This is a genomic window from Bariatricus massiliensis (assembly GCF_900086725.1).
GTDB lineage: Bacteria > Bacillota > Clostridia > Lachnospirales > Lachnospiraceae > Allocoprococcus > Allocoprococcus massiliensis.
Genome location: NZ_LT574838.1, coordinates 743248 through 766797, shown reverse-complemented (window position 1 = coordinate 766797; position 23550 = coordinate 743248). Strand labels below are relative to the sequence as shown.

The following is a 23550-nucleotide window of genomic DNA, read 5'->3' as shown; positions in this document are numbered from 1 at the left end:
GATAAACAAAATGGCAAAATATAAAATTGTTCATTATATCAATAACTTCTTCGCAGGGGCAGGCGGAGAAGAGGCAGCCGGTATGAAACCGGAACTTCACGAAGGCGCTATGGGCCCGGGACTTGCGCTTAAAGCAGCTTTCGGTGATGACTATGAAATCGTAGCGACCGTTGTGTGCGGTGACAACTACTTTGGTGAAAAGACAGACGCGGCTAAGGCAGAACTTCTTGAGATGATCAAAAAATACGACCCACAACTTTTTATCGCTGGCCCTGCTTTTAACGCGGGACGTTATGGTGTAGCTTGTGGTACAATGTGTAAGGCTGTAGAAGCTGAGCTTGGCATCCCGGTACTTACCGGTATGTACGAAGAGAATCCGGGCGTTGACATGTTCAAGAAGGATTTGATTATTGTAAAAACTAAGAATTCAGCGGCAGGCATGAAAGATGCGGTTCCGCATATCAAGACTATCGGTGAAAAGATGGTAAAAGGCGAGGAAATCTTAGGGCCGAGTATTGAAGGATACATAGAGCGTGGAATCCGAGTTAACTATTTCCATGAAAAACGTGGCTCTGAGCGAGGCGTAGATCTCCTTGTGAAGAAATGCCGCGGCGAAGCAGTAGAGACGGAATACCCAATGCCAAAATTCGACCGTGTACCGCCGAATCCGCCGGTAGCTGACATGTCTAAAGTGAAGGTGGCAATGATTACTTCCGGTGGTATTGTTCCGCAGGGCAATCCGGATCACATTGAATCCTCCAGTGCTACTAAATACGGCGTGTACAGCATTGAAGGCATGGACCGGATGGACAAAAAAGATTTCATGACCATTCATGGTGGATATGATCGTGCTTTCGTAACAGAAAATCCAAACCTTGTTGTTCCTCTGGATGTTATGAGGGATTTGGAAAGAGAAGGCGTAATCGGCGAGCTGGCTAATTACTTTATCACGACCACAGGTACAGGAACGTCAACAGGAAATGCCAAAGGCTTCGGGGAAGACTTTGTTAAGAAATTAAAAGAAGACGGTGTGGGAGCAGTTGTTCTCACCTCTACTTGAGGTACCTGTACACGTTGCGGTGCAACGATGGTCAAAGAAGTTGAGCGTGCAGGCATCCCTGTAGTTCATATAGCAACGGTAGTTCCGATATCCCTCACAATCGGCGCAAACCGTATCGTACCGGCAATCGGTATCCCATATCCTCTGGGTGATCCGAACCTTCCGGAAGAGAAGAGTAAACAGATTCGCCGTGAATTGGTGGAACGTGCACTTAAAGCACTTCAGACACCGGTTGACGAGCAGACAGTATTTGAATAGAAATTAGCAGATGATAAAGTTATTATGTTCCAAACCGGGCGGATAGAACCAATCCGCCCGGAAAAATAGAGAATCCTGGGGAAGGAGAGTGTTTTATGAGCAATAATAATCAAGGGAATGGAACGGCACAATGGAATTCAAGATTCGGATATATCATGGTGGCGGCAGGCGCAGCAATTGGTCTAGGTAATATTTGGAAATTCCCGTATCTCGCGTATCGTGGCGGTGGAGGAATTTTCCTCATCGTGTATATTATAATTATAGCAATCATGGCTCATCCGATGGTTGAGATGGAAACGGCGATTGGCCGGCACTCAAAATCGGACACAGTAACGGCATTTGAAAAAATAAACAAAAAATGGGGCTTTGTTGGATGGATGGCCAATCTTTGTACGCTTATGATCAACATGTACTATGTTGTAGTAGGCGGCTGGGTATTAAAATACGCATTCACGTATATCGTGAGTGGAGATTTTGGCGAAGATAAAGGGGCATTCTTTACAGATTTTACCGGCTCAACAGTAGAACCAATTGTATGGACCGTTTTATTGCTGGCCTTCGTATCAATTCTTTTGTTATTCGGTATTACGAATATAGTAGAAAAAGTTACGAAAGTTATGATGCCTTTGTTGTTTGTATTCTTGATTGTATGTGGTATATGGGCGTTGACGATCGATCCCAAGGCTATTGAAGGGCTTAAATATTATTTGATTCCTGACTTTAGTAAGATGAATGTCAAAGTATTTGCCGACGCGGCTACACAGGTACTGTTCTCAGTTGGTATCGGCTGGGGAATCTTTACAACACTGGGCGCCAACATACCGGATAAGAACAACCTGAAATCCGACGCGATTTTAGTAAGTGTATGTGACACTGCTGCTGCGGTTCTGGCAGGTTTCGTAATCATTCCATCTGCTTTCGCAGGCGGTTTTGACGTACAGAAAGGACCCAGCCTTGTATTTGAAGTTATGACGAACATTTTCAGCGGACTTCCGGGAGGAAGAATTATTGGTAGTGTATTCTTCTTAGCACTGTCATTTGCGGTTATTTCTTCTCTCTTCTCATTCTTTGAGATTACGATGAGAACCTTTGAAATCAAGCTCAATATGGGACGTAAGAAAGCTGTTGGCGTTGTATCAGGAATCATCCTTGCAGGTAATGTGCTCGTATCCTTGGGCTTTGGAATCATGAAGAACTTCAAGCTTCCTTGGCCGTATTTCACAGGAGTAGAGTATTATGGACTGTATGATTGGTTTGATTGTTTCACCGGTTATGTGCTGCTTCCGGCAGGATGTCTTTTGACATGTATCTTCGTATGGAAGGTATGGGGATTCAAGGCATACGAGAAAGAGCTTACATCTAACGGGCGTGACGGCAAGCTCTCCAGCTTCTCCAAAGCGCTTACTATGGTAGTGGTACCGGCATTTATGATCATTATCCTGCTCAACGTATTTGGATTTATTCAGTAATTTTCTTAAAACAGACCCTCAAATATAATGCAGAAGGGGGGCCCGCCGTGAGGCGGGCTCCTCTTCGTGGTATAGGAAACAGTATCTCCACACTATAAAACTCTTTGTTGTAGAAACAAAAGAAAGAGTTTACAATGAAAGTAATTGCAGTGGAAAAGGAGGAAATAAGATGGCAAAGTATCAATGTTCAACCTGTGGATATATTTTTGATGAGGAAAAGATGGGAAACCCTTTTTCTGACATTGAAAAGTGCCCGGTATGTGCACAGCCGGTCAGTGCCTTCCACCTGTTAAAGGAGGACGGGCAGAATGAAAAACAAATTGATCTTGAGAAAGTAGAGGGGAATCCATTGGCGTATCCCCCGGAATATGTAAAATCGGATTCGCCCTATCGGTGCATGAAGGAGATTCATCAGATGGCACTGACAGGGGAACCTATTATTGAAGCAATGGGGACGACTATGCCCATGCCGGGCTGGGAGGACGTGCTGATATTGGGCGCCCAGTTGGATCCAATGCCGTTGGAGGCTGACGCGCCGGTCTGCATTAAGACCGTCATTGGAAAACATGCAAGGCAGCCCATGGTCTTGGAGGGACCGGCCTATATTTCCCACATGTCTTTCGGAGCCTTGTCCAGAGAAGTCAAGGTAGCACTAGCCAAGGGGACGGCGATGTCAGGCACGGCCATGTGCAGCGGGGAAGGTGGAATTCTGCCGGAAGAAATGGCGGCTGCCCACAAATATATTTTTGAGTATGTGCCCAACAAGTACAGTGTGACACCGGAAAACCTTAAAAACTCTGACGCCATTGAGATTAAAATAGGACAGGGGACAAAACCCGGGATGGGAGGACATCTTCCGGGGGAGAAGGTGACTGCCGAGATTGCGTCGATCAGAGAAAAGCCGATAGGGAAGGACATTATAAGCCCGTCCACAATACCCGATGTGCGCACCCGGGAAGATTTAAAGGAATTGGTCTTCCAGCTTCGTTTCGCGTCGGAGGGAAGGCCGATAGGTATTAAGATAGCAGCGGGACGCATAGAGAGAGACTTGGCGTTCTGCGTTTACGCAGAGCCGGACTTTATTACGATAGACGGACGCGGAGGAGCCACCGGGGCGAGCCCGAAGATTATAAGGGATGCGACAAGTGTCCCAACAATCTATGCACTTCACCGCGCAAGAAAATATTTGGACAGCGTAGGAGCGGATATTGATCTTGTCATTACCGGGGGATTCCGTATTTCGTCAGATATTGCGAAAGCTCTGGCCATGGGGGCGGATGCCGTTGCGCTGGCTTCGGCCGGAATGGTAGCGGCGGCATGCCAGCAGTATCGTATCTGCGGCAGTGGAAACTGCCCGGTAGGGGTGGCCACTCAAGATCCGGCGCTCAGGGCGCGGCTCAAGGAAGATGCCGCGGCACAGAGGGTGGCAAATTACTTCAAGGCTACCTTTGCGGAGCTGAAGACTTTCGCGAGAATCACGGGACACGAGGATATTCATGATTTGAGTGTGGATGATTTATGTACAATCAGCAGGGAGATATCTGAGTACACAGATATCAGGCATGCATAATAAAAACTGGCAGTTGACAATTAGGAAGGATAGTACTACAATAGCCAATGGAAAACTAGAACGCAGTCTATTCAGGGAGGTTATTGAAAATGGCTATAATGTCTATCGCAGAAATTCTTGCTGCTGTTGCATTTTTTACAGTTCTTGGCGTCGTATCTTATGTGAAAGAAAACGGTGGAAAAAAGGAAAGAACAACAGTATTACATAATCCTGCATACATTATGTACGAATCATAAAAGAACAGCCCCGCATTTTATAATTCAATAAAATGCGGGGTTGATTATTTTGTGCTAATGATTTTATTTTGCCTCCGCCATTCTCTTGGCGATACTCCATAGATATTTTTAAATGCTCTTGAGAAATGCAGCTGGTTGGGATATCCTACTGCATTGCCGATATCACTGATGGATAGGGTGGTCTGCTTCAAAAGCTCTGCGGCTTTTGTCATGCGGTATTTCATCAAAAATTCCTGCGGCGGACATCCCACAGTATCTCGGAAAATTTTGCCGAAATAACTGCGGTTCAAGCCGCAGGCCGCGGCCATATCTTCGACGGAAATCTGTGACTGGAAGTTCTGCTCAATATAGGACAGCGATTCTTTTATATAGAAGTCCCGTATCCGCCCGCTTTTTCTGGGTTTTGCGGAGACAGAGGAGCGGGTCAGGCAGTCTAAAAACAGATATAAATGTCCAATCAGATGGAAGGGCGTCTGTTCTGCGTGCTGTACGATATAGAGCATTTCATTTGCCATAGAATCCCGCAGCTCTTCGCAGCCAGCGTCATAGACGGGATGGCCTAGATGAAGGCCGGCCGCTTCTACCGCCTCTTTCGCACGCAGCCCGTCGAATTCCAGCCATGTATATTCCCAAGGAAATTCCTTATCGGCAGTATAGGTCGTAATCTGGCCGGGGAGCAGCATGAATCCCTGTCCCTTCTCTAAGCGATAGGTGTGTGCGGTTCCTTTTTGATTTTCGGCCACCAGTGTGCCTGCCCCTGATATTACATAATGAAAAACATAATGGTTGCGGACGGCGGGGCCGAAGGAGTGGGAAGGTCTACAATGCTCCCAGCCGAACTGATAGAGCCCCAAGTCTATGAAATTTTCATTTGGGAAGACAGAAAACAATAGATTGTCCATAAAGTGCCAGCTCCTTTCTTACGTTCAGAATAGCATAAAATATACCAAAATGCTAGATTACTTTTTGCTACATACAAAAAGAAAGCATAAAGGAATAAAAGTGCAAAAGCATAGGTATTTGAGCACAAGTACAGCCGTGATATAATGAAACTAAAGAAATCAGTCAAATAAGTGAGAAAGGAATTTAGAATATGGGAATTTATTTTGATAAAATGAGCAGAACCTTCACCTTGCACACGAAGGAATCAACCTATCAAATGCAGGTGGATTCCTATGGTTTTCTATTGCATTTGTACTATGGAAAGAAAGTAAACGGCTGTATGGATTATCTGCTCACATACGCGGACCGTGGCTTTTCAGGAAATCCGTATGATGCGGGAGAAGACCGTACGTATTCCTTGGATGCCCTGCCGCAGGAGTTCCCCTGCATGGGTACAGGGGACTACCGCAGTACAGCGTTGATCGTTCAGAATCCAGACGGGAGTTTTGGGTGTGACCTGCGGTATAAGAGTCATACTATAAAGGCGGGAAAGTATGGCATTCCGGGGCTTCCGGCTGTCTACGCGGATGAGGGGGGAGCCGAGACGCTGGAGATACTGCTGGAGGATGCGGTATCAGGCCTTCAGGTTTATCTGCTCTACGGGGTGCTGCCGGAGGGGGATATTATCACCAGAAGCGTTAAGCTTGTAAATGAGGGCAGAGGGAAGCTATATTTGGAAAAGGTCCAGTCGGCCTGTCTTGATTTTCTGACAGGGACATATGATTTGATTCAGTTTTATGGGAGACACTGTATGGAGCGCAATTTCCAGAGGACGCCTATCAGTCATGGAAGTCAGAGCATTGGCAGCCGCAGAGGGACTTCAAGCCACCAATATAGTCCGGTTATGATAATCGCATCATCGGACGCGACGGAACGCAGCGGCAGCTGCTATGCGATGAATTTTGTATACAGCGGTGGTTTCCGCGGGGAGGCTGAAAGGGATCAGTTTAATCAGACCCGGATTCTTATGGGCTTGCAGGATGAAGCGTTCCGCTATCCGCTGGAAGGACAGGAGGTATTCTGGGCGCCGGAGGTGATTTTGAGCTATTCGGACCAAGGGTTCAATAAGCTGTCACAGAATCTGCACAAATGCATTAGAAATCATGTGTGTAGAGGAAAATATAAAACGAAGATTCGGCCCGTGCTGCTCAACAGCTGGGAGGCCTCTTATTTCGACTTTACAGGGGAGAGTATCTGTGAGCTGGCAGAACATGCGGCAGAGGCGGGGATAGAGCTTCTGGTCATGGACGACGGATGGTTTGGCAAAAGAGACGACGATAACAGTGGGCTGGGAGACTGGTACGTCAATGAGAAAAAGCTGGGCATGAGTCTGGAAGAACTGATAAGGCGTGTCAATGATAAGGGGCTTAAGTTCGGCATATGGGTGGAGCCGGAGATGGTGAATGAGGACAGTGATTTGTACCGGCAGCATCCGGACTGGGCGCTGACGATACCAGAGCGCCGGCCGGTGCGGGCCAGAAATCAATTGGTGCTGGATTTCTCAAGAAAAGAAGTGGTGGATTATATTTATGGGAAGATATGCGGCATACTTGACCAAGGGAATGTTGAATATATAAAGTGGGATATGAACCGCAGCATCTCAGACGTTTATTCCCACGCAGCGAAGGAACAGGGAAAAGTTCTATATGACTATGTGAAGGGATTATACGATTTTTTGGAGCGTATCGTAAAGCGGTATCCGGACATTCTGCTGGAAGGCTGCAGCGGAGGAGGCGGAAGGTTCGATGCCGGCATGCTGTACTATACGCCTCAGATATGGTGCAGTGACAATACGGATGCGGTAGACCGCGTACACATACAGTACGGGACATCCTTTGGATTTCCCATATCGGCGGTGGGCGCACATGTATCGGCAGTACCCAATCATCAGACGGGGAGGAAGACGCCTCTCAGTACGAGAGGGACAGTTGCCATGGCCGGGACTTTCGGCTATGAGCTGAATCTGGCTGAACTGTCTCCGGAGGATAAGCTGGAAATCCGCAGGCAGATTGAGGAATACCACAAATACGCGCCCTTGATTCAAAATGGCCTCTATTACCGGCTGTCTAATCCGTATGAGGAGCCGGTGGGAGCGTGGGCCTTTGTGGCGGAAGATGGGAGCGAAGTTCTTGTACAGGGAATCATGCTGGAAATACACGGCAATATGACAGCGAATTACGTGAAGCTCCAAGGGCTGAAGAGGGAGTCGGCCTACAAAGATGAGATTTCCGGCCGAGTATATGAAGGGAGTGCGCTCATGGAGGCGGGAATACCGATACCTCCGGCGGAAGGGGAATTTCAGGCGTTTCAAATGCTGCTAAAGGAGTATTTCTGCGGTTAAATTGCTTATTTTTCAGTACAATCCTCGTTAAAAAATTAATTATCGGTTTTGGCGTTGAAATCTTGTAAAAACGTGGTAAAGTATACAATTGAGAGTATCGATAAGAAGTTTTTAGGAGGAAGAAAAATGGATAATTTTAAAGGTTTCGGCATGATGATCGGGAAGCTGAAAAAAAGCCCGAAAACAATAGTTTTTACAGAGGGCACAGACCCGAGGATTCTGGAAGCTGCTTCCAGACTTTTGGCATCCAATTTCCTTACACCGATTCTGGTGGGCAGTGAGGAAGAAGTGATGGCTGCGGCGGAAGAGTATGGTTTTAACATCCGTGGCGGACGAATTATTGACCCGGAGAATTTTGACAGAATAGATGAAATGATAGAGATGTTCTGCGAGCTGAGAAAGAGCAAAGGCGTTACACCAGAACAGGCACGTGAGTTTTTAAAGCAAGGTAACTATTTTGGAACTATGTTGGTGAAGATGGGAATCGCGGATGCCCTGCTTGGAGGAGCTACTTATTCTACAGCGGACACTGTGCGCCCGGCGCTTCAATTGATTAAGACGAGACCGGGGCATACGATTGTTTCTTCCTGCTTTATTCTTGTACGTCCGTCGGCGACAGGAGAAAATGAAGTTCTGGCTATGGGAGACTGTGCGATTAACCTGAAGCCGTCTGAAGATGAACTTGTCGAAATCGCCGCTACAACTGCAGAGTGCGGAACACATTTCGGAATCGAGCCTAAGGTTGCTTTCTTGAGCTACTCTACGTTAGGCTCAGGAAAGGGCGAGGATGTAGATAAAGTAAGAAATGCAGCGGCAAAGGCAAAGGCAGCATATCCGGAACTCCCTATTGAAGGGGAGTTACAGTTTGACGCCGCAGTTTCTCCGCGTGTGGCAAGAACGAAATGCCCGGGCAACCCGGTAGCAGGACAGGCTAATGTGTTCGTGTTCCCTGATATCAATGCGGGCAACATTGGATACAAGATTGCGCAGCGTCTTGGTAACTTTGAAGCTTATGGGCCGATCCTCATGGGACTCAATGCGCCGATCAACGATCTTTCCCGTGGATGCAACGCAGAAGAGGTTTACTCAATGGCGATTATCACTGCAGCTCTTGTAGAAGAGAAAGAAGCGTAATTGTCCGTTCATTGTAAATAATTCCCTTGTCCTCCATACTTATTAAGGGTATAATAAATGTAATCAATAATAAGCAGAACGGGAGGAAATGATATGTGGGAAGAGATTAGACAATTTTTGGAGAAGGACTGGTCACGCAGTGAAAAGGTAGTTCTGGGAATCATTTGTCTGTTGGCAGGAATTATTCTTGGATTTATTTGGTCACCGATCAAACGCGGAATTACCGTTAACAGTAACAATACCACCTGTGAATGTGAAGGATATGCCGATGAGGACTATGTCTAAATAGGTAGGTTTTAGATTTTCAGGAGAACTTTGTCATAATAATACGTTGACAAACAAAAGTGATATTATTATAATGGAACAAACGAGGGCGTTTTCATATAGTATGAGAATGCCCTTTTCTCATTTTCAGAAGGTATGGAACAGGAGGTATATTGGATGAGGAAGAGTTATACAAGGGACGATATCATGCGTCTTGCAGAGGAAGAGGATGTGGGATTTATCCGGCTTCAGTTCACGGATATGTTTGGGATGATGAAAAATATAGCCATCACCATTAGCCAGCTGGAAAAGGCTTTGGACAACGGGTGCATGTTCGACGGTTCGTCTATTGAAGGATTTGTCCGTATCGAAGAGTCGGATATGTTTTTGTATCCGGATTTGAACACATTTGATATATTTCCTTGGCGGCCGCAGCAGGGTAAGGTGGCAAGGCTGATTTGCGACGTATACCGGCCGGATGGTACGGCTTACGAGAGCGACCCGCGGCAGATACTGAAAAAGGTGTTAAAAGAGGCCAGTACGGACGGGTACGAGTTCCAGATAGGGCCAGAATGCGAGTTCTTCCTGTTTCATACAGATGAGGAAGGGCTGCCCACCACTATTTCCCATGAACGGGCAGGATATTTTGACGTGGGGCCGCTTGACTTGGGCGAAAATGCGCGGAGGGATATGGTGCTGACTCTGGAAGAAATGGGGTATGGAATCGAGGCTTCCCACCATGAGATGTCTCCGGCACAGCATGAGCTGGACTTCGAGTATGATGAAGCTTTGGCTGCGGCAGATAATATTATGACATTTAAAATGGTGGTCAAAACAATCGCGAAGAGACACGGACTACACGCCACATTTATGCCTAAGCCCAAGGAAAAGATGCATGGTTCAGGCATGCATCTGAACATGTCTCTTTCCAGAGAGGGGAAGAATATCTTCTGTGACCCAGCGGACGAGAACGGATTGAGCAGGGAGGCGTACTATTTTATAGGCGGCCTGATGAAGCATATTAAAGCCATCACATTCATTACGAACCCACTGGTCAATTCCTATAAAAGATTTGTCCCGGGATATGAAGCCCCGGTCTACAGCGCGTGGTCTATCAAGAACCGGACGCCCCTTATAAGGATTCCGGCAGTACATGGTGAAGGGACGAGAATTGAGCTGCGGAGCCCGGATGCGGCAGCCAATCCATATCTCGCGCTGGCGGTTTGTCTGGCGGCAGGGCTTCAGGGAATACGGGAAAAGATTCAGCCGCCCTATCCGGTCAACCAAAATGTGTTTGAAATGACTGAACCGCAGAGGAGGGAGCTTGGCATTGAGGCCCTTCCGGGCAGTCTTCTGGAGGCGGCGAGAGAGTTCGAAAAAGATGAATTTATCCAGAAAGTTCTGGGAGAAGATTTGGCGGGAAAATATGTGGCTGCCAAAAAGGCCGAGTATAAGGCTTACCGGGCACAGGTCACGGAGTGGGAGCTTAACGAATACCTGCAGAAATATTAAGAGCAGCCAAATGACGCAGCGTGGAGACGGCATAAAATCAGGAGGCTGGTATATATGAGAAGCATAATTGTTGTATTTCCAAAAAAGGAGAACGCAGTTAATATCCGCAATATACTGGTACGAAACGGAATTGATGTGACATGGGTCTGTACCACGGGGGCACAGGCAGTCCAATATGCGGACACTGTCGAGGAGGGAATTATCGTATGTGGTTATAAAATGCAGGATATGTTATATACTGAATTGAGAGGATATCTGCCGGATACATTCGAAATACTGCTGATAGCCTCGCCCCAGCGGTGGGATGACGGCGGGCTTCAAGGGGTGGTCGGGCTTCCGATGCCAATTAAAGTTTTTGATTTAATCAATACAATGGAAATGATGATGCGGTCACTGGACAGACGCAGAAAAAAGAGGAAGGCAGAATTAAAGAACAGAAATCCGAGGCAGCAGGCGTTGGTGGAGCAGGCAAAAGAGCTGCTGACAGCCCGCAATCATATGACAGAGGAAGAGGCTCACTACTATTTGCAGAAATGCAGTATGGACAGTGGCAGCAGTATGACAGAAACAGCACAGATGATACTTAGTATTATGGCAGAATAAAAGCAAAAAGGGCGGAAGCAATATGGAATTTACCAAAATGCACGGACTTGGGAACGATTATGTGTATGTGAATTGCTTCAGAGAAACGATAGATTTTCCATCGGAATTTGCAAAGAGGATAAGCGACAGGCATTTTGGCATTGGGTCGGACGGGTTGGTGCTGATTGGCCCTTCCAGTGCCGCCGATTTTAAAATGGAGATGTATAATGCGGACGGTTCTGCGGCTAAAATGTGCGGTAATGGGATTCGGTGTGTGGGGAAATACGTATATGATTATGGACTTACCGATAAGACAGAGATTACCGTGGAGACCGAATCCGGTATAAAGCCTCTGTGTCTCTATGTCAGGAATCAAAAAGTGGAGGCTGTGTGCGTAGATATGGGAGCACCCCGGTATAATGCCCACAGCATTCCTATACTGAGCGAAAAGGATATGATTATTCAAGAACCCATCGAAATTTCAGGGAAAGTATACCGTATGACCGGTATCTCAATGGGGAATCCGCATGCGGTAGTTTACGTGGAGGATGTGTGGGATTATCCGGTCAAAGCAATAGGCCCGGTTTTTGAAATGCACCCAAGGTTCCCAGAGAGAATTAATGTAGAATTTTGTAAAGTCATAGACCGCAGCCATATTGAGATGCGTGTGTGGGAAAGAGGGACGGGAGAAACCTGCGCCTGTGGTACCGGAGCTTGTGCGGCGGCAGTGTCTTCTGTGCTGAATGACTTGACAGACGAGGAAGTTACCGTTACATTATTAGGAGGAGAGTTAAATGTCAGATGGGACAGGGCAGTGAACCGTGTATACATGACGGGGCCTGCTGCCCGTGTATTTGACGGAGTACTGTAAACAGATAAAGGAGATAGCAAGATATGTATAAAATCAATGAAAATTATTTAAAGCTGCCGGGAAGTTATTTGTTTTCAAATATTGCCAAGAAAGTAGCGGCGTATACAGCGGCGAACCCAGATAAATCTATTATCCGGCTTGGAATCGGAGATGTGACACAGCCCCTTGCGCCCGCGATTATCGAGGCGCTGCATAGTGCGGTGGACGAGATGGCCCACGCAGAGACGTTTCATGGCTATGCGCCAGATTTGGGGTATGAATTCCTGAGAAGCGCTATGGCTGAAAATGACTATCAGGCGCTAGGGTGCGATATTTCCGCAGATGAGATTTTTATTTCCGACGGAGCTAAATGCGACTCGGGGAATATTCAGGAGATTTTTGGGCCGGACAGTAAAATTGCTGTGTGCGATCCGGTATATCCGGTATATGTAGATACCAATGTTATGGCAGGCAGGACGGGTACATACAATCCGGATACCGAGACATGGAGCGATGTAATCTACATGCCATGCACCGAGGCAAATAATTTTGCGCCGGAGCTCCCGAAAGAAAGACCTGACATTATTTATTTATGTTTCCCTAATAATCCGACCGGAGCGGCCGTGACAACGGATGAGCTTCAGAAATGGGTGGATTATGCGAACAAGGAAGGCTCTGTCATCATCTATGATGCCGCTTATGAGGCCTATATAACAGAAGAGAATATTCCGCATACTATCTTTCAGTGCGAAGGAGCAAGAACTTGTGCCATAGAATTGAGGAGTTTTTCTAAGAAGGCGGGATTTACAGGTGTGAGACTCGGGGCGACTGTGATTCCTAAGGATTTGAAATGCGGGGAGGTAACGCTTCATTCATTGTGGGCCAGAAGGCACGGTACAAAATACAACGGAGCGCCGTACATCGTACAGAAAGCCGGTGCGGCCGTATACTCTGAGGCCGGAAAGGTACAGATAGCGGAGCAGATTGCTTATTATCAGAAAAATGCAAGGACTATATTTGAGGGATTGAAAAGCGCGGGATACAGTGTGTCCGGTGCTGTCAATTCTCCTTATATCTGGCTGAAGACTCCGGATAAGATGACTTCATGGGAGTTTTTTGATTTCCTTCTTGAGAAGGCCAATGTAGTGGGGACTCCGGGTTCAGGATTTGGGCCAAGCGGAGAAGGCTACTTCCGCCTGACTGCATTTGGAACTTATGAAAATACAATTGCGGCTTTGGAGCGCATTAAAAATATCTAGAGAACATACGGGGCGGGGATGCATAAATCCCCGCTTTTTTATTGGTAAAAACAGATTGTTATTGGTGGATTTTCCCTAGATGTCAACAATGAAAAGATGACAGATGCTATAATATTACTGTATAAATTTACAGTAAAGAGGAGGAGATATTTATTATGAATCTCAGAAGAAGAATCGCGCAGCTGGGTACAGTGCTGGCAAGTTCGCTCTGTATAGCAGCGGGAATTGGGTTTGCCAGCAATGCGGCAGATGCGGCGCAGACAACTATGGCGGCTACCGATTATGTTCATGTCAGAAATGCGGCGGGGATGAATGGCACCATTTTAGGCGTGCTTAGTCCGGCAGAATCAATACCGGTCACCGGAATCAAGAGTGGCTGGTATCAGGTCAAATATAAAGACCAGACGGCGTATGTGTATCAGGAGTATCTTAACTTCGAGGGCAGCAAGGCTGACGGAGATGTGGCGGATGGCAAGGAGACAGATATGCAGGCAACCGTCAATGTACATGTGAGAAATGCGGCGGGAATGAACGGCAGCGTACTGGGCGTGCTTTCAGCAGGAGAGAAGGTACAGGTCACCGGCAAGGCAAACGGATGGTACAAGGTTAAATATAACGGCAATCCGGGATTCGTTTACGCACATTATCTGAACTTTATCGGAGCTGCGAGCGAAGGCCAGACGGCATCCGGGACGGACATGATCGCTACAACAGCAGTTAATGTCAGAAGCGCAGCAAGCAACAGTGGTTCCGTAATCGGAGTGCTCGACAAGGGCGAGAAGATTACATCCACAGGCACAGAGAATGGCTGGTATGTCGTGAACTATAACGGTAAGACAGGCTATGTATGGAATAACTTCCTGGCACCGGGTATACAGGGAGCGGATACTACTGCGGAAGGAAAAGTATTGACAACGACAGCCAACGTCAACATGAGAACCAACAGCTCTACCTCTGCACGTGTAATCAAGGTTGTTCCAAAGGGAGCACAGGTCACAGTGATTGATTACGAAAACGGCTGGTATCGCGTTGATTATGACAATGATGCGGGTTGCATTTACGGGGAATATTTGAAATAGAAACGTATAGTTGAGGGGCAGATAATGCCCCTTTTTTAGTGGAATTATGGTATACTTATAAAGAATATGCAGTACCAATGCCATAAGGGAGGGACTGTGTCAAACGTATCAGATAAAGAAGGAGAATAGAAGGAGTATGGAACAGAATTTATTAGAAATGCTGCTGTCGGAAATGTCGGTGTCAGGTGAGGAATTCGCGCTTCAAGATAAGCTGGCGGCTCATATGGAATCTGTGTCAGACAGTATGGACAAAGATTCTATCGGAAATGGAGTCTATTTCGTGAAGGGGATGGGACGGAAACGTATTTTACTGGCCGCCCATATCGACGAGATCGGACTTATGATTACCGGAGTCACGGCGCAGGGGTATTTGAGGGTGATCAATGTGGGAGGGATTCATGCAAGAACCTATCCCGGACATGGTGTGCGGATTCAGACGGAACAGGGAATCATATACGGAAGTGTAATTCTGGAAGCCAAAGCGTTGAAGCAAGAAGAATTTACCGCAAAGAACCTGCTGATCGATATTGGTGCGGACTCCAAGGAGGAAGCCTTAAAGCTCATCAGGATTGGGGATACGGCGGTGCCTGACGCAGGGTTAAGGAAGCTTGCCGGCGGCCGGCTCATGGCAAGGGGATTGGATGATAAGTCTGGGGTGTATGTGATTATGGAGGCCTTGAAGCGGCTGAAGAGGCAGGAGACGCCCAATACAGTTCTAGCCGCTGCTACCGTGGGCGAGGAGATTGGACAACACGGCGCAAGCTGGACGGCAGCGAGAACCTGTCCGGACGAAGCAATCATTGTCGATGTGACTTATACAAGTGACTATCCGGGTGTGGAACACGCGGAATGGGGAGAGATAGAATTAGGGAAGGGACCCGCTATCGGAGTGAATCCAATCTGCGACAAACAGATAACTCGTGCATTGATGGAAATCGCTGAAAAAGAAGGGATTCCATATCAGACAGAGGTGAATGGCGGAAGAAGCTGTACAGATGCCGACGAGATTCATATCTCCGGTACCGGCATTCCCGTAGCGCTCGTATCCGTCCCTTTACGTTATATGCACAGTCCCGCTGAGGTGGCAGACGAAAAAGATCTGGAGAATGCGGTGCGGCTTTTGGCAGCGTACTTGTCCCGATAGGGAGTGGATTATTTCCCGGCTGTACAGCGTATCTGCAGTTCGGTGATATGCTCTTTCACATCCTCGGCTTGATGGATATCGACCCATAGAATTTCCAGAACGGGCCCGGCCAGCCTTAGGGAATGTTCTTCTGCATAATTCAGAAGCTGTGGGAAGATATCCTTGTTCTGGTGAGAATCGCCGCTGTAGCTGACCGACAGATAGTTCCCGGCTTCAAGAGAGGAACTGCCATTGCGGTCTATGATGAAGACGCCTTCATAAGTTCCGAAGTTACCGCTTTCGGCGGCGGACAGGGAAAGGAAGGAGCCGATTTTGTTATTGCCGATAATATAGAGATTCTTTTTATCTTTATTCAGCAGCTGCTTAATCAGCATATCCATCTCTTCATCCGTATGATAAGCTGACATTATGGTATGGCACCGGCGCTGGGGGAAGTACTTTACAGTCACGGCCTCCAGAGTCTGGCGGACAGCGTCCTCCAGAGTGAGAAGCCGCTCTTCCACATTTTCCCGAAGAAGATTTAACTCCTTTATCTGGGCATCAATGGCGGACAGCTCTTCTACAAGAAGTTGATTGGTAGTTTCAATACTTCGGTTATTCAAGTATTCTTTGATTTTTTCCATAGGGAAATCCAGCCGCCTCAAGTCGCGGATAACGTTCAGCCTCCACAAGTCGTCCAGACTATACATGCGGTAATCATTGCTGCCTCGCTTGGGTGTCAAAATGCCCAGCTTTTCATAATAGCGTAGTGAATCAGGACCAATCTGGTATAAATCTGAAATTTCTCCAATTTTATAATATTGTTTCATGACAAAACCCCCATTTTGCATAAAGATAAATTAAATTCCGAAAATCACTTGACCTTAGTATTATACCAAGGTTTAGACTTGTTGTATAGAAACATAGAAGAAAAGAAATGAGGTTTTAGCATGAGACTTGAAGGGAAGTCTTTAAAAAGTGATTTTTTGAGGTTTGTTATTCCGTCTATTATCGCACAGTGGGTCTTTTCTCTCTACACGATGGTGGACGGGATTTTCGTGGCACGGGGAGTATCTGAGGTGGCGCTAACGGCCGTCAATATCTCTATGCCGTTCTCGGTGGGTATGTTCTCCATATCCATTCTCTTCGCGGTGGGCAACTCTACCATTGTAGCGATTCTGCTGGGAAAAGGAAAAAAGAAAGAGGCAAACCAAGTATTCACCCAGAATATTGTGGTATTGTGCGGTATCGCTGTTATCATCACAGCGTTGGTCCTAATCTTTCTGGAGCCGTTTGCACGGTTTCTCGGGGCAACAGATAATATCATGCCCTATGCAAAAGAGTATATAGGAACTATCGCGCCGTTCGCCATCGCATACGTGTTATCCTATTCGTTTGAGACGCTGATCAAGACAGACGGATATCCGAAACTTGCTACTATTTATGTAACCTGCGGCGCAGTGCTGAACTGTATACTTGACTATATTTTTGTCATGGTTCTCCATAAAGGTGTGGCGGGCGCGGCTTTTGCCACCGGCATATCTCAGGCCGCAGTCATTGTCCTGTACCTTCATCATTTCCTTAGCAGCAAAGGGACGATTAAGTTTGCCAGATTCCATTTTGACCTGTCTGTTTTATGGCGGCAGGTGAGAAACGGTATGTCCTCCGGGATTACGGAATTCTCCAGTGGAATCATTATCTTCTTCTTCAATCAGGCGATACTTGCCTACATCGGAGAAGGAGCACTGGTAAGCTATACGATTATTTCATATGTAAATACGATTGTCATTATGTCCATGGCCGGAATCGCGCAGGGAAGCCAGCCGCTGATCAGCTATTATTATGGGAAGGGCACTTTTAATAAGTGCATAAAGCTTTTGAAATATGGAATTATTTTTGGAGCGGTATTATCTGCCGCCGCCACTGCATTCTGCTGGCTGGGGGCCGATATTATAGTCTCCATGTTCATATCGGCCGATAATCAGGAACTACGGCTGTATTCAGTGCGGGTGTTCCGGATTTTTATCTTGTCGTTCTTGATTGCAGGATTTAACGTTGTAATAGGAGGATATTTTACTTCTGTGGAGCGTGCGGGATTCGCAACGATGATTTCATTGACTCGAAGTCTTGTGGCGCTCGTAGCCAGCCTGATGCTCTTGACATCCGTATTCGGCGGTGAGGGGATTTGGTGGTCGCCAATCTTGGCAGAAGGAATCTGTCTGCTCTTGACAGGGGGAATGCTTTACTGGTATTGGAACCGCGTCCTAAAAAAGTCTGAAAAATATGTGCCTGCCTTGGAAGAAAACTTTCTTTAAGAAAATAAAAAAAAGGGGTTGCAATTTGGTTAAGTTCTGGTATAATAACATTGTTCGCTGTTAAGAGCGGACGGTGCAGAACACCAAATAATGCGGATTGGTGTAATGGCAGCACAGCAGACTCTGACTCTGTTAGTAGAGGTTCGAGTCCTCTATCCGTAGCTCCTAATTGAATAGGACAAGCCGGATATCTTCTGGTAAGATATCCGGTATTTTATCGGAGTGTGGCTCAGCTTGGTAGAGCGCTACGTTCGGGACGTAGAGGCCGCAGGTTCAAATCCTGTCACTCCGATTCATTTTGAGATACCTCAAGCCTTATAGATGTAGGCTTTGAGGTGTTTTTTCGTTACTTAGTATTATCTTATATTCTGGAGAATGGTAGATTATTCAAGGGAAAAAATTACTAACATTTTATTTTTTTAGAAAAAACCTACAGCCTGTCACAATACGGACATTTATTTACATATAAAACCTTAATGCCGATTCTTTTTCCGCATTTGTCACAGCACCATCCGTCAGAAAACAGCATGGTGGCGAACAGTAAAGTAAACCAAAAAACTCCAATCCCAAAAAACACGATAGAATACCGTTCACCAAAAACACCGAGCCGCTCCATAAGGAAAATACCTATTGCGCCAAGTACAAACAGTCTGTTAAGGGTACAGCGTATACTGAATTTTAATTTTCTTTTGGATTCTACAAAGCTTTTATAAAATCCTGCCAATAACATTTGAGCAGCTATGATTATGATATCCATTACTGTCCATTTCAACAATTTACACCCCCTGCCATACGCATAGATTTAATACAGAATAAACATATCATGAGTTCCTTTAGTACCGCTACCACATTTCCGTTAAATAGATGTAAATTAAACGGTCTTTCCGCATAATTAAGCATTGCCCAGACACAGCCGGCCAGCGGGGGAAGAGACGGTAACGTGATAGACAGGGTTACCGGGGTATGGTAGAATAACGTGTATATCAACAAATTTGGAATTGTAGGTGAAAAAAGTATATGATGATACATGAAAGAAATGATAAAATATGGGAGCACATGAAGTCGGATTGTTCAAAATGTTCAGGGTTGTGTTGTACCGCTCTGTTTTTTTCAAAAATGGATGGCTTTCCAAAAGATAAAGCATCCGGACAGCCATGTGTAAATTTGTTAAAGGATTACCGGTGTAAAATACATTCGCAGCTTGAAAAGCAGAAAATGAAAGGCTGTATCGGTTATGACTGTTTTGGCGCCGGGCAGCAGGTGACACAAGTTATTTATCAAGGCCAGACTTGGAATGAGATACCAAACCAATCAAAGGAAATTTTCGATGTTTTTATAGTTGTGTTTCATCTTTATCAAATCAGATATTATTTGATAGAGGCATTGTCGCTCATTTCAGCACGTCCATTGGAAAAATCTATCAAGTGTTTGATTGAGGAAAATGTAGAAATGTGCCATTACCGTCCCGATAGTATCTTATCCTTAGACATAGAGGAATACAGACAGAGGGCGAATCATATTTTAAAGCAGGCTTGCAGGCTGCTTCAGCAAGGCATTCCTAGTGCAAATAAAAAAGTTCCGGCTAACCTTCTTGGAGGCAATTTTAAGGGACAAGACATGAGCGGGGCAGACCTTAGCACAAAGCTTTTAATAGCGGCAAATTTTGAAAAGTGCCGTTTTCATGGAACCGTTTTTTTAGGAGCTGACACCAGAGACGCCAACTTTAAGAATGCAGATCTAAGTGAAGCTGTATTTTTGACGCAAGGACAGGTTAATTCTGCAAAAGGAAATCGTAATACAAAATTACCCTATCATTTGGAGTATCCACCGACATGGAAATAACACATAACGTTAGCTTTGTCAGCGGTCCGCGTGTAGAATATCTTTTTCTTTTGCATAAGACAAGAAAGGAGAAATCATGAACAGTGATTTTATTACATCTTTAAGGAAGCCCCCTATCTACACAAAATCAACGGTTGAGTTTTGGAATGATGAATATATATCAAAACAAATGCTCAAAGCACACTTAGACCCGAACTTTGACGGGGCAAGTAGAAAATTGGACTTTATTGAGAAATCTGTCACATGGATAACGGAACTTATTTCGCCTGCCGATTACCCTTCGCTTCTTGACGTTGGGTGCGGTCCGGGGATATATGCTGAAAAATTTGCCCAAAGAGGGTATCAAGTTACCGGAGTGGATTTTTCAAAGCGTTCTATAGCTTATGCGCAACAATCAGCTATCAGTAAAAAGCTAAATATTTCTTACGTGTATCAAAACTATTTAGAAATGGATTTGGATAAGTGTTTTGATTTTTGTACCATGATATATTGTGATTACGGAGCATTGTCAACTAAAGACAGACAAGTAATTATGAACAAGATTTATCATCATCTTAAACCGGGTGGAAAAGTGTTATTAGATGTGTTTTCTATGACAAAGTTTTGTAATTTTCAAGAACAACAAATTTGGGAGATATGTCCCAATGGTGGTTTTTGGCGGCCCGAAGAACATATGGTGTTAAGTGGTTTTTATAAATATTCTGATAATGTAACACTGGACTTAATATCAATTGTTTCAAAAGAGGAAATAACCCCCTATTATTTGTGGAATACCTATTTTTCAAAAGAAGATTTAATGCAAGAAGCTGAAAGCGTTGGTTTTAAGACGTGTGGGCTGTTTGGTGATGTTGCAGGTAGTATCTATCAATCTGAAAGTGATACAATCGCAATAATTTTAGAGAAGTAAGGATTTCAATATGTATAGGTGATTTATGAATAATATTGAATGTATATGTTATCAAAGAGCCAGAAGATAAGATGCAGAGCCGATAACCCATGAGGTAAAACCTTATGGTTATCGGCTCTTTTTATGGTACAGAAAACTGTGTCCGTTGCACATTTTGCTTAAGCTTATGTGTAATCCGCACACATTGTAATTGCGTGACTTGTTTAATAGAATAAATTTAAAGGTAAATAAGAGCATGCTTTTACCACAATGTTCCAACCGGGAGGAATATAAAAATTTAAGGATGCGGAGGAAAAAATATGAAGGAAAAAATGTCAGCGAGGCACATGTCGTTTATCGTTGTTATGGCAATTGGCTGGGTCGGGATTTTGAACACCGGATGGCTCTTTACGTCCTACTACGCTCTTGCGCAGGATGCGCTGAGTGTGAGTGATGCAGCCATGGGAATTTTGGTCAGCATTACAGAAGGGATGGGCATTTGGGGATATCTTGTCAGCGGGCCGGTTGCCGATTGGCTTAAGCCGAAGCGAAGTATGGATATTGGGACGGTTCTCATGATTATTGGGGTGGTTCTTTTGGTCATAATGCCCAGCGGAAGGATGGCCTTCCTGTCCTGTATCATCATGGTATCCAGCGGTATGGTATTCTACGCGACAGCAGCATTGAACTTGGTGGGGATTTTCGGACCCGCAGCGGCGCACGGCAGGGCGCTGGGTTACTTTTATGCGCTGCAGGGCCTTATTATGCTGGTCGAGGGAACCATTATTTCTAAGATGATTGCGGCATATTCAGCTACTTTCAGTTTAAATGTCCTTTTGATTTTTAGCTGTGGGCAGCTCTTGGTAGGACAGATTGGACTGCGGTTTTTTGAAAAGGATGAAACATTCCCTAAAAAGCTTACAAAAGCGGAAGTTCTTGCAAAGAAGGACACAAAAGGAAAGAATGCAGGTGGTTTTACCATTTCACTGCTTAAAGAAGTCCTTTCCAGCCCACGGGTGTGGCTTTTGCTTCTTGTGGGCGCATGTACAAACTGTACAACAATCCTGATTACCTATACACAGCCGCTTTTGCAGACACAGTTCGGACTTTCTACGGAGACGGTAACGATGATTTCCACGTGGACAAATCAGGCGACTCTGCTGGTTCTGTCCGTCTTCACAGGTGTGCTTGTAGATAAGATTGGTTCGGCCACGAAAGTAATTTTGATAAGCTTGGGATGCTTGTTCGTCGGATGTGCAATGGTACTTGCGGTACCGTGGCAGGCAAAGTTTGTCTTTGTAGTGGTGGCGGCGCTTTGCTTTATCCGTGCCGTAAACTCTATCTGCAAACCGGGGCGACAGTCTATGATCGACGAGTGCGGGCTTCCGACAGAATGCCGTGGTACGATCTGCGGACTTCTATCTGTAGCGATGGTTATCCCGGGAACATTTATGGGAACTGCATTCGGACGTATACTGACACAGTATAACAATTCGCGAGGAGGTTATCAGGTCATATACATCGTTTTCTTAGTCATTGGCATGATTGGCGTAGGCGCGATTTTCATGTTTCAGAAATTAGCAAAGAAAGCAAAAGGGGTGAAATAAATGAACAGATATGTAATAAAGAATTGTAAATTGATTCCGGAGTTAACGGAAGGGACAGGACTTTCGGAAGCGGATGTCTTGATCGAGGAGGACAGGATTGCTGATATAGCTGAGGTGGGGACTGTATTCGAGGATATCAGTGAAACAATAGATGTGGGCCATGCAACCTTGATGCCGGGACTGATAGATGCACATGTACACCTGCGCTGGCTGGAAGAGAGCAGCTGGGTTACAGATGTCCGGCCAAGCTGGCGCTCCTTTGATGAATATCACTATGCCAGATTCATGTTGGAAAATGGATATACAACGGTGCGGGACTGTGGGGACGACAAATGTCTGGCTTCTGAGGCGGTACGGGATGCAGAGAAGGCCGGTTATATAGAGGGCCCCCGTGTTATCTGTGCCGGGCCGACGCTCCTTCCTGCAAATCTAAATACGTTCCCCTGCAGACAGTTTCACCATGTAATAGCAGGAAGGGATAATGTGAGGGCTTTAGTGCGGGATAATATATGTTATGGCGCCGATTTTATTAAGCTATATGGCAGCGGCTCCTTGATGACAGAAGGGAACGACCCCAATATTAAGATTATTGAGGAGGATGAGATTGATGAAGTTGTGAAGATTGCCACGTCAAGGGGAACCTACTGCGCGATCCACGCACATGGAAGCGAAGCGATTGACGCGGCAGTGCGCAACGGAGTACGTACCATTGAGCATGCCAGCTTTATTACAGAAGAGACGCTGCAGAGGCTGGAGGGGAGAACTGACATGGGGATTGTGCCAACGGTAGGTATCCTACACAATCTGACCAAGCATGGCAAAGGCTCCTATGTGGACAATGAGGACCGCAGGGTAAAAACTATCCGGCAGGTATATGAGTGTATTGGGAATGCGTACCACAATCACAATGTACTGATCGGCTGGGGGACGGATATCGCGTTAGACAGCTATGAGGAGAATCCATACATTGAAATACAGACGAGAAAGAATGAGTTAGGCTTTTCCAATATTGATATTTTAAAGCAGATGACAATCAACAGTGCAAAACTTCTTTGTCTGGATAATGAAATCGGAACGGTAAAAATAGGTAAATGTGCAGATTTTGTGGTTATTGACGGCAATCCGGCCGAAGACATTGCGGCTATGTATAAAAAGCCAGTGCATGTCATAAGGAAGGGCAGAGTAATTTATTGATAGGTATCTTAAAATGATAAAGGAAGT

21 protein-coding genes and 2 tRNA genes are annotated in these 23550 nt (G+C 45.8%); 20 read left to right on the top strand and 3 right to left on the bottom strand.

Annotation, left to right across the window (positions count from 1 at the left end):
* Positions 1–10 precede the first annotated feature (10 nt).
* The 4 genes from grdF (at position 11) to BN6465_RS20825 (ending at position 4593) form a co-directional block, all read left to right on the top strand.
* Positions 11–1318 carry a sarcosine reductase complex component B subunit beta gene (gene grdF / locus BN6465_RS15130; RefSeq protein ID WP_082891741.1) on the top strand — a complete coding sequence of 436 codons (1308 nt, stop codon included), beginning with the start codon at positions 11–13 and terminating at the stop codon, positions 1316–1318.
* Between the two features lie 95 nt (positions 1319–1413).
* On the top strand, positions 1414–2787 hold the full coding sequence (locus tag BN6465_RS15120; RefSeq protein ID WP_066736754.1) for a sodium-dependent transporter: 1374 nt from the start codon (positions 1414–1416) through the stop codon (positions 2785–2787).
* Positions 2788–2956: 169 nt separating this feature from the next.
* Positions 2957–4357 (top strand): glutamate synthase-related protein, encoded by a 1401-nt coding sequence (locus BN6465_RS15115; RefSeq protein WP_066736753.1) that lies wholly within the window; start codon positions 2957–2959, stop codon positions 4355–4357.
* Positions 4358–4446: 89 nt separating this feature from the next.
* Complete coding sequence (locus tag BN6465_RS20825) at positions 4447–4593, top strand: hypothetical protein (protein ID WP_154670271.1); 147 nt, start codon at positions 4447–4449, stop codon at positions 4591–4593.
* A 44-nt stretch (positions 4594–4637) separates the two neighbouring features.
* Here BN6465_RS20825 and BN6465_RS15110 read toward each other — a convergent pair whose 3' ends face one another.
* Positions 4638–5495, bottom strand: coding sequence for an AraC family transcriptional regulator (locus BN6465_RS15110; RefSeq protein WP_066736749.1), 858 nt, complete (start codon positions 5493–5495; stop codon positions 4638–4640).
* Positions 5496–5686: 191 nt separating this feature from the next.
* On the opposite strand from BN6465_RS15110, the gene BN6465_RS15105 reads away from it, so the two are divergent.
* From BN6465_RS15105 to BN6465_RS15065, 9 genes are all read left to right on the top strand, one after another.
* Positions 5687–7876, top strand: coding sequence for an alpha-galactosidase (locus tag BN6465_RS15105; protein ID WP_066736747.1), 2190 nt, complete (start codon positions 5687–5689; stop codon positions 7874–7876).
* A 126-nt stretch (positions 7877–8002) separates the two neighbouring features.
* Positions 8003–9010 (top strand): phosphate acetyltransferase, encoded by a 1008-nt coding sequence (gene pta / locus BN6465_RS15100; protein WP_066736745.1) that lies wholly within the window; start codon positions 8003–8005, stop codon positions 9008–9010.
* A 93-nt stretch (positions 9011–9103) separates the two neighbouring features.
* Positions 9104–9295, top strand: coding sequence for a hypothetical protein (locus BN6465_RS15095; RefSeq protein ID WP_066736743.1), 192 nt, complete (start codon positions 9104–9106; stop codon positions 9293–9295).
* Between the two features lie 156 nt (positions 9296–9451).
* Positions 9452–10786, top strand: a complete 1335-nt coding sequence (gene glnA, locus BN6465_RS15090; RefSeq protein ID WP_066736741.1) for a type I glutamate--ammonia ligase — start codon at positions 9452–9454, stop codon at positions 10784–10786.
* 54 nt (positions 10787–10840) lie between these two features.
* A complete protein-coding gene (locus BN6465_RS15085) occupies positions 10841–11389 on the top strand; it encodes an ANTAR domain-containing response regulator (RefSeq protein ID WP_066736739.1) in 549 nt (182 codons plus the stop codon).
* Between the two features lie 22 nt (positions 11390–11411).
* A complete protein-coding gene (gene dapF, locus BN6465_RS15080; RefSeq protein WP_066736737.1) occupies positions 11412–12239 on the top strand; it encodes a diaminopimelate epimerase in 828 nt (275 codons plus the stop codon).
* A 23-nt stretch (positions 12240–12262) separates the two neighbouring features.
* Positions 12263–13477: an LL-diaminopimelate aminotransferase gene (locus BN6465_RS15075; RefSeq protein WP_066736735.1), complete on the top strand. Its 1215-nt coding sequence runs from the start codon at positions 12263–12265 to the stop codon at positions 13475–13477.
* A 155-nt stretch (positions 13478–13632) separates the two neighbouring features.
* Positions 13633–14556 (top strand): SH3 domain-containing protein, encoded by a 924-nt coding sequence (locus BN6465_RS15070; protein ID WP_066736733.1) that lies wholly within the window; start codon positions 13633–13635, stop codon positions 14554–14556.
* A 136-nt stretch (positions 14557–14692) separates the two neighbouring features.
* Positions 14693–15700 carry a M20/M25/M40 family metallo-hydrolase gene (locus tag BN6465_RS15065; protein WP_066736732.1) on the top strand — a complete coding sequence of 336 codons (1008 nt, stop codon included), beginning with the start codon at positions 14693–14695 and terminating at the stop codon, positions 15698–15700.
* An 8-nt stretch (positions 15701–15708) separates the two neighbouring features.
* On the opposite strand, the gene BN6465_RS15060 is transcribed toward BN6465_RS15065, so the two are convergent.
* The gene (locus tag BN6465_RS15060; protein WP_066736731.1) at positions 15709–16509 is read right to left on the bottom strand and encodes a MerR family transcriptional regulator; all 801 of its coding nucleotides are present in this window, start codon (positions 16507–16509) and stop codon (positions 15709–15711) included.
* A gap of 120 nt (positions 16510–16629) precedes the next feature.
* Here BN6465_RS15060 and BN6465_RS15055 point away from each other — a divergent pair, with 120 nt between their 5' ends.
* The 3 genes from BN6465_RS15055 (at position 16630) to BN6465_RS15045 (ending at position 18286) form a co-directional block, all read left to right on the top strand.
* Positions 16630–17994 carry an MATE family efflux transporter gene (locus tag BN6465_RS15055; RefSeq protein WP_066736730.1) on the top strand — a complete coding sequence of 455 codons (1365 nt, stop codon included), beginning with the start codon at positions 16630–16632 and terminating at the stop codon, positions 17992–17994.
* A 91-nt stretch (positions 17995–18085) separates the two neighbouring features.
* Positions 18086–18156, top strand: a tRNA-Gln gene (locus tag BN6465_RS15050).
* Positions 18157–18212: 56 nt separating this feature from the next.
* A tRNA-Pro gene (locus tag BN6465_RS15045) sits at positions 18213–18286 on the top strand.
* 138 nt (positions 18287–18424) lie between these two features.
* Here the strand turns inward: BN6465_RS15045 and BN6465_RS15040 are convergent.
* On the bottom strand, positions 18425–18766 hold the full coding sequence (locus BN6465_RS15040) for a hypothetical protein (protein WP_154670270.1): 342 nt from the start codon (positions 18764–18766) through the stop codon (positions 18425–18427).
* A gap of 245 nt (positions 18767–19011) precedes the next feature.
* Here BN6465_RS15040 and BN6465_RS15035 point away from each other — a divergent pair, with 245 nt between their 5' ends.
* The 4 genes from BN6465_RS15035 (at position 19012) to BN6465_RS15020 (ending at position 23523) form a co-directional block, all read left to right on the top strand.
* On the top strand, positions 19012–19836 hold the full coding sequence (locus BN6465_RS15035) for a pentapeptide repeat-containing protein (RefSeq protein ID WP_066736725.1): 825 nt from the start codon (positions 19012–19014) through the stop codon (positions 19834–19836).
* Between the two features lie 76 nt (positions 19837–19912).
* Positions 19913–20743 (top strand): class I SAM-dependent methyltransferase, encoded by an 831-nt coding sequence (locus BN6465_RS15030; RefSeq protein WP_066736724.1) that lies wholly within the window; start codon positions 19913–19915, stop codon positions 20741–20743.
* A gap of 299 nt (positions 20744–21042) precedes the next feature.
* Positions 21043–22329, top strand: coding sequence for an MFS transporter (locus BN6465_RS15025; protein ID WP_066736723.1), 1287 nt, complete (start codon positions 21043–21045; stop codon positions 22327–22329).
* Positions 22330–23523: an amidohydrolase family protein gene (locus BN6465_RS15020; RefSeq protein ID WP_066736721.1), complete on the top strand. Its 1194-nt coding sequence runs from the start codon at positions 22330–22332 to the stop codon at positions 23521–23523.
* Positions 23524–23550: the final 27 nt, after the last annotated feature.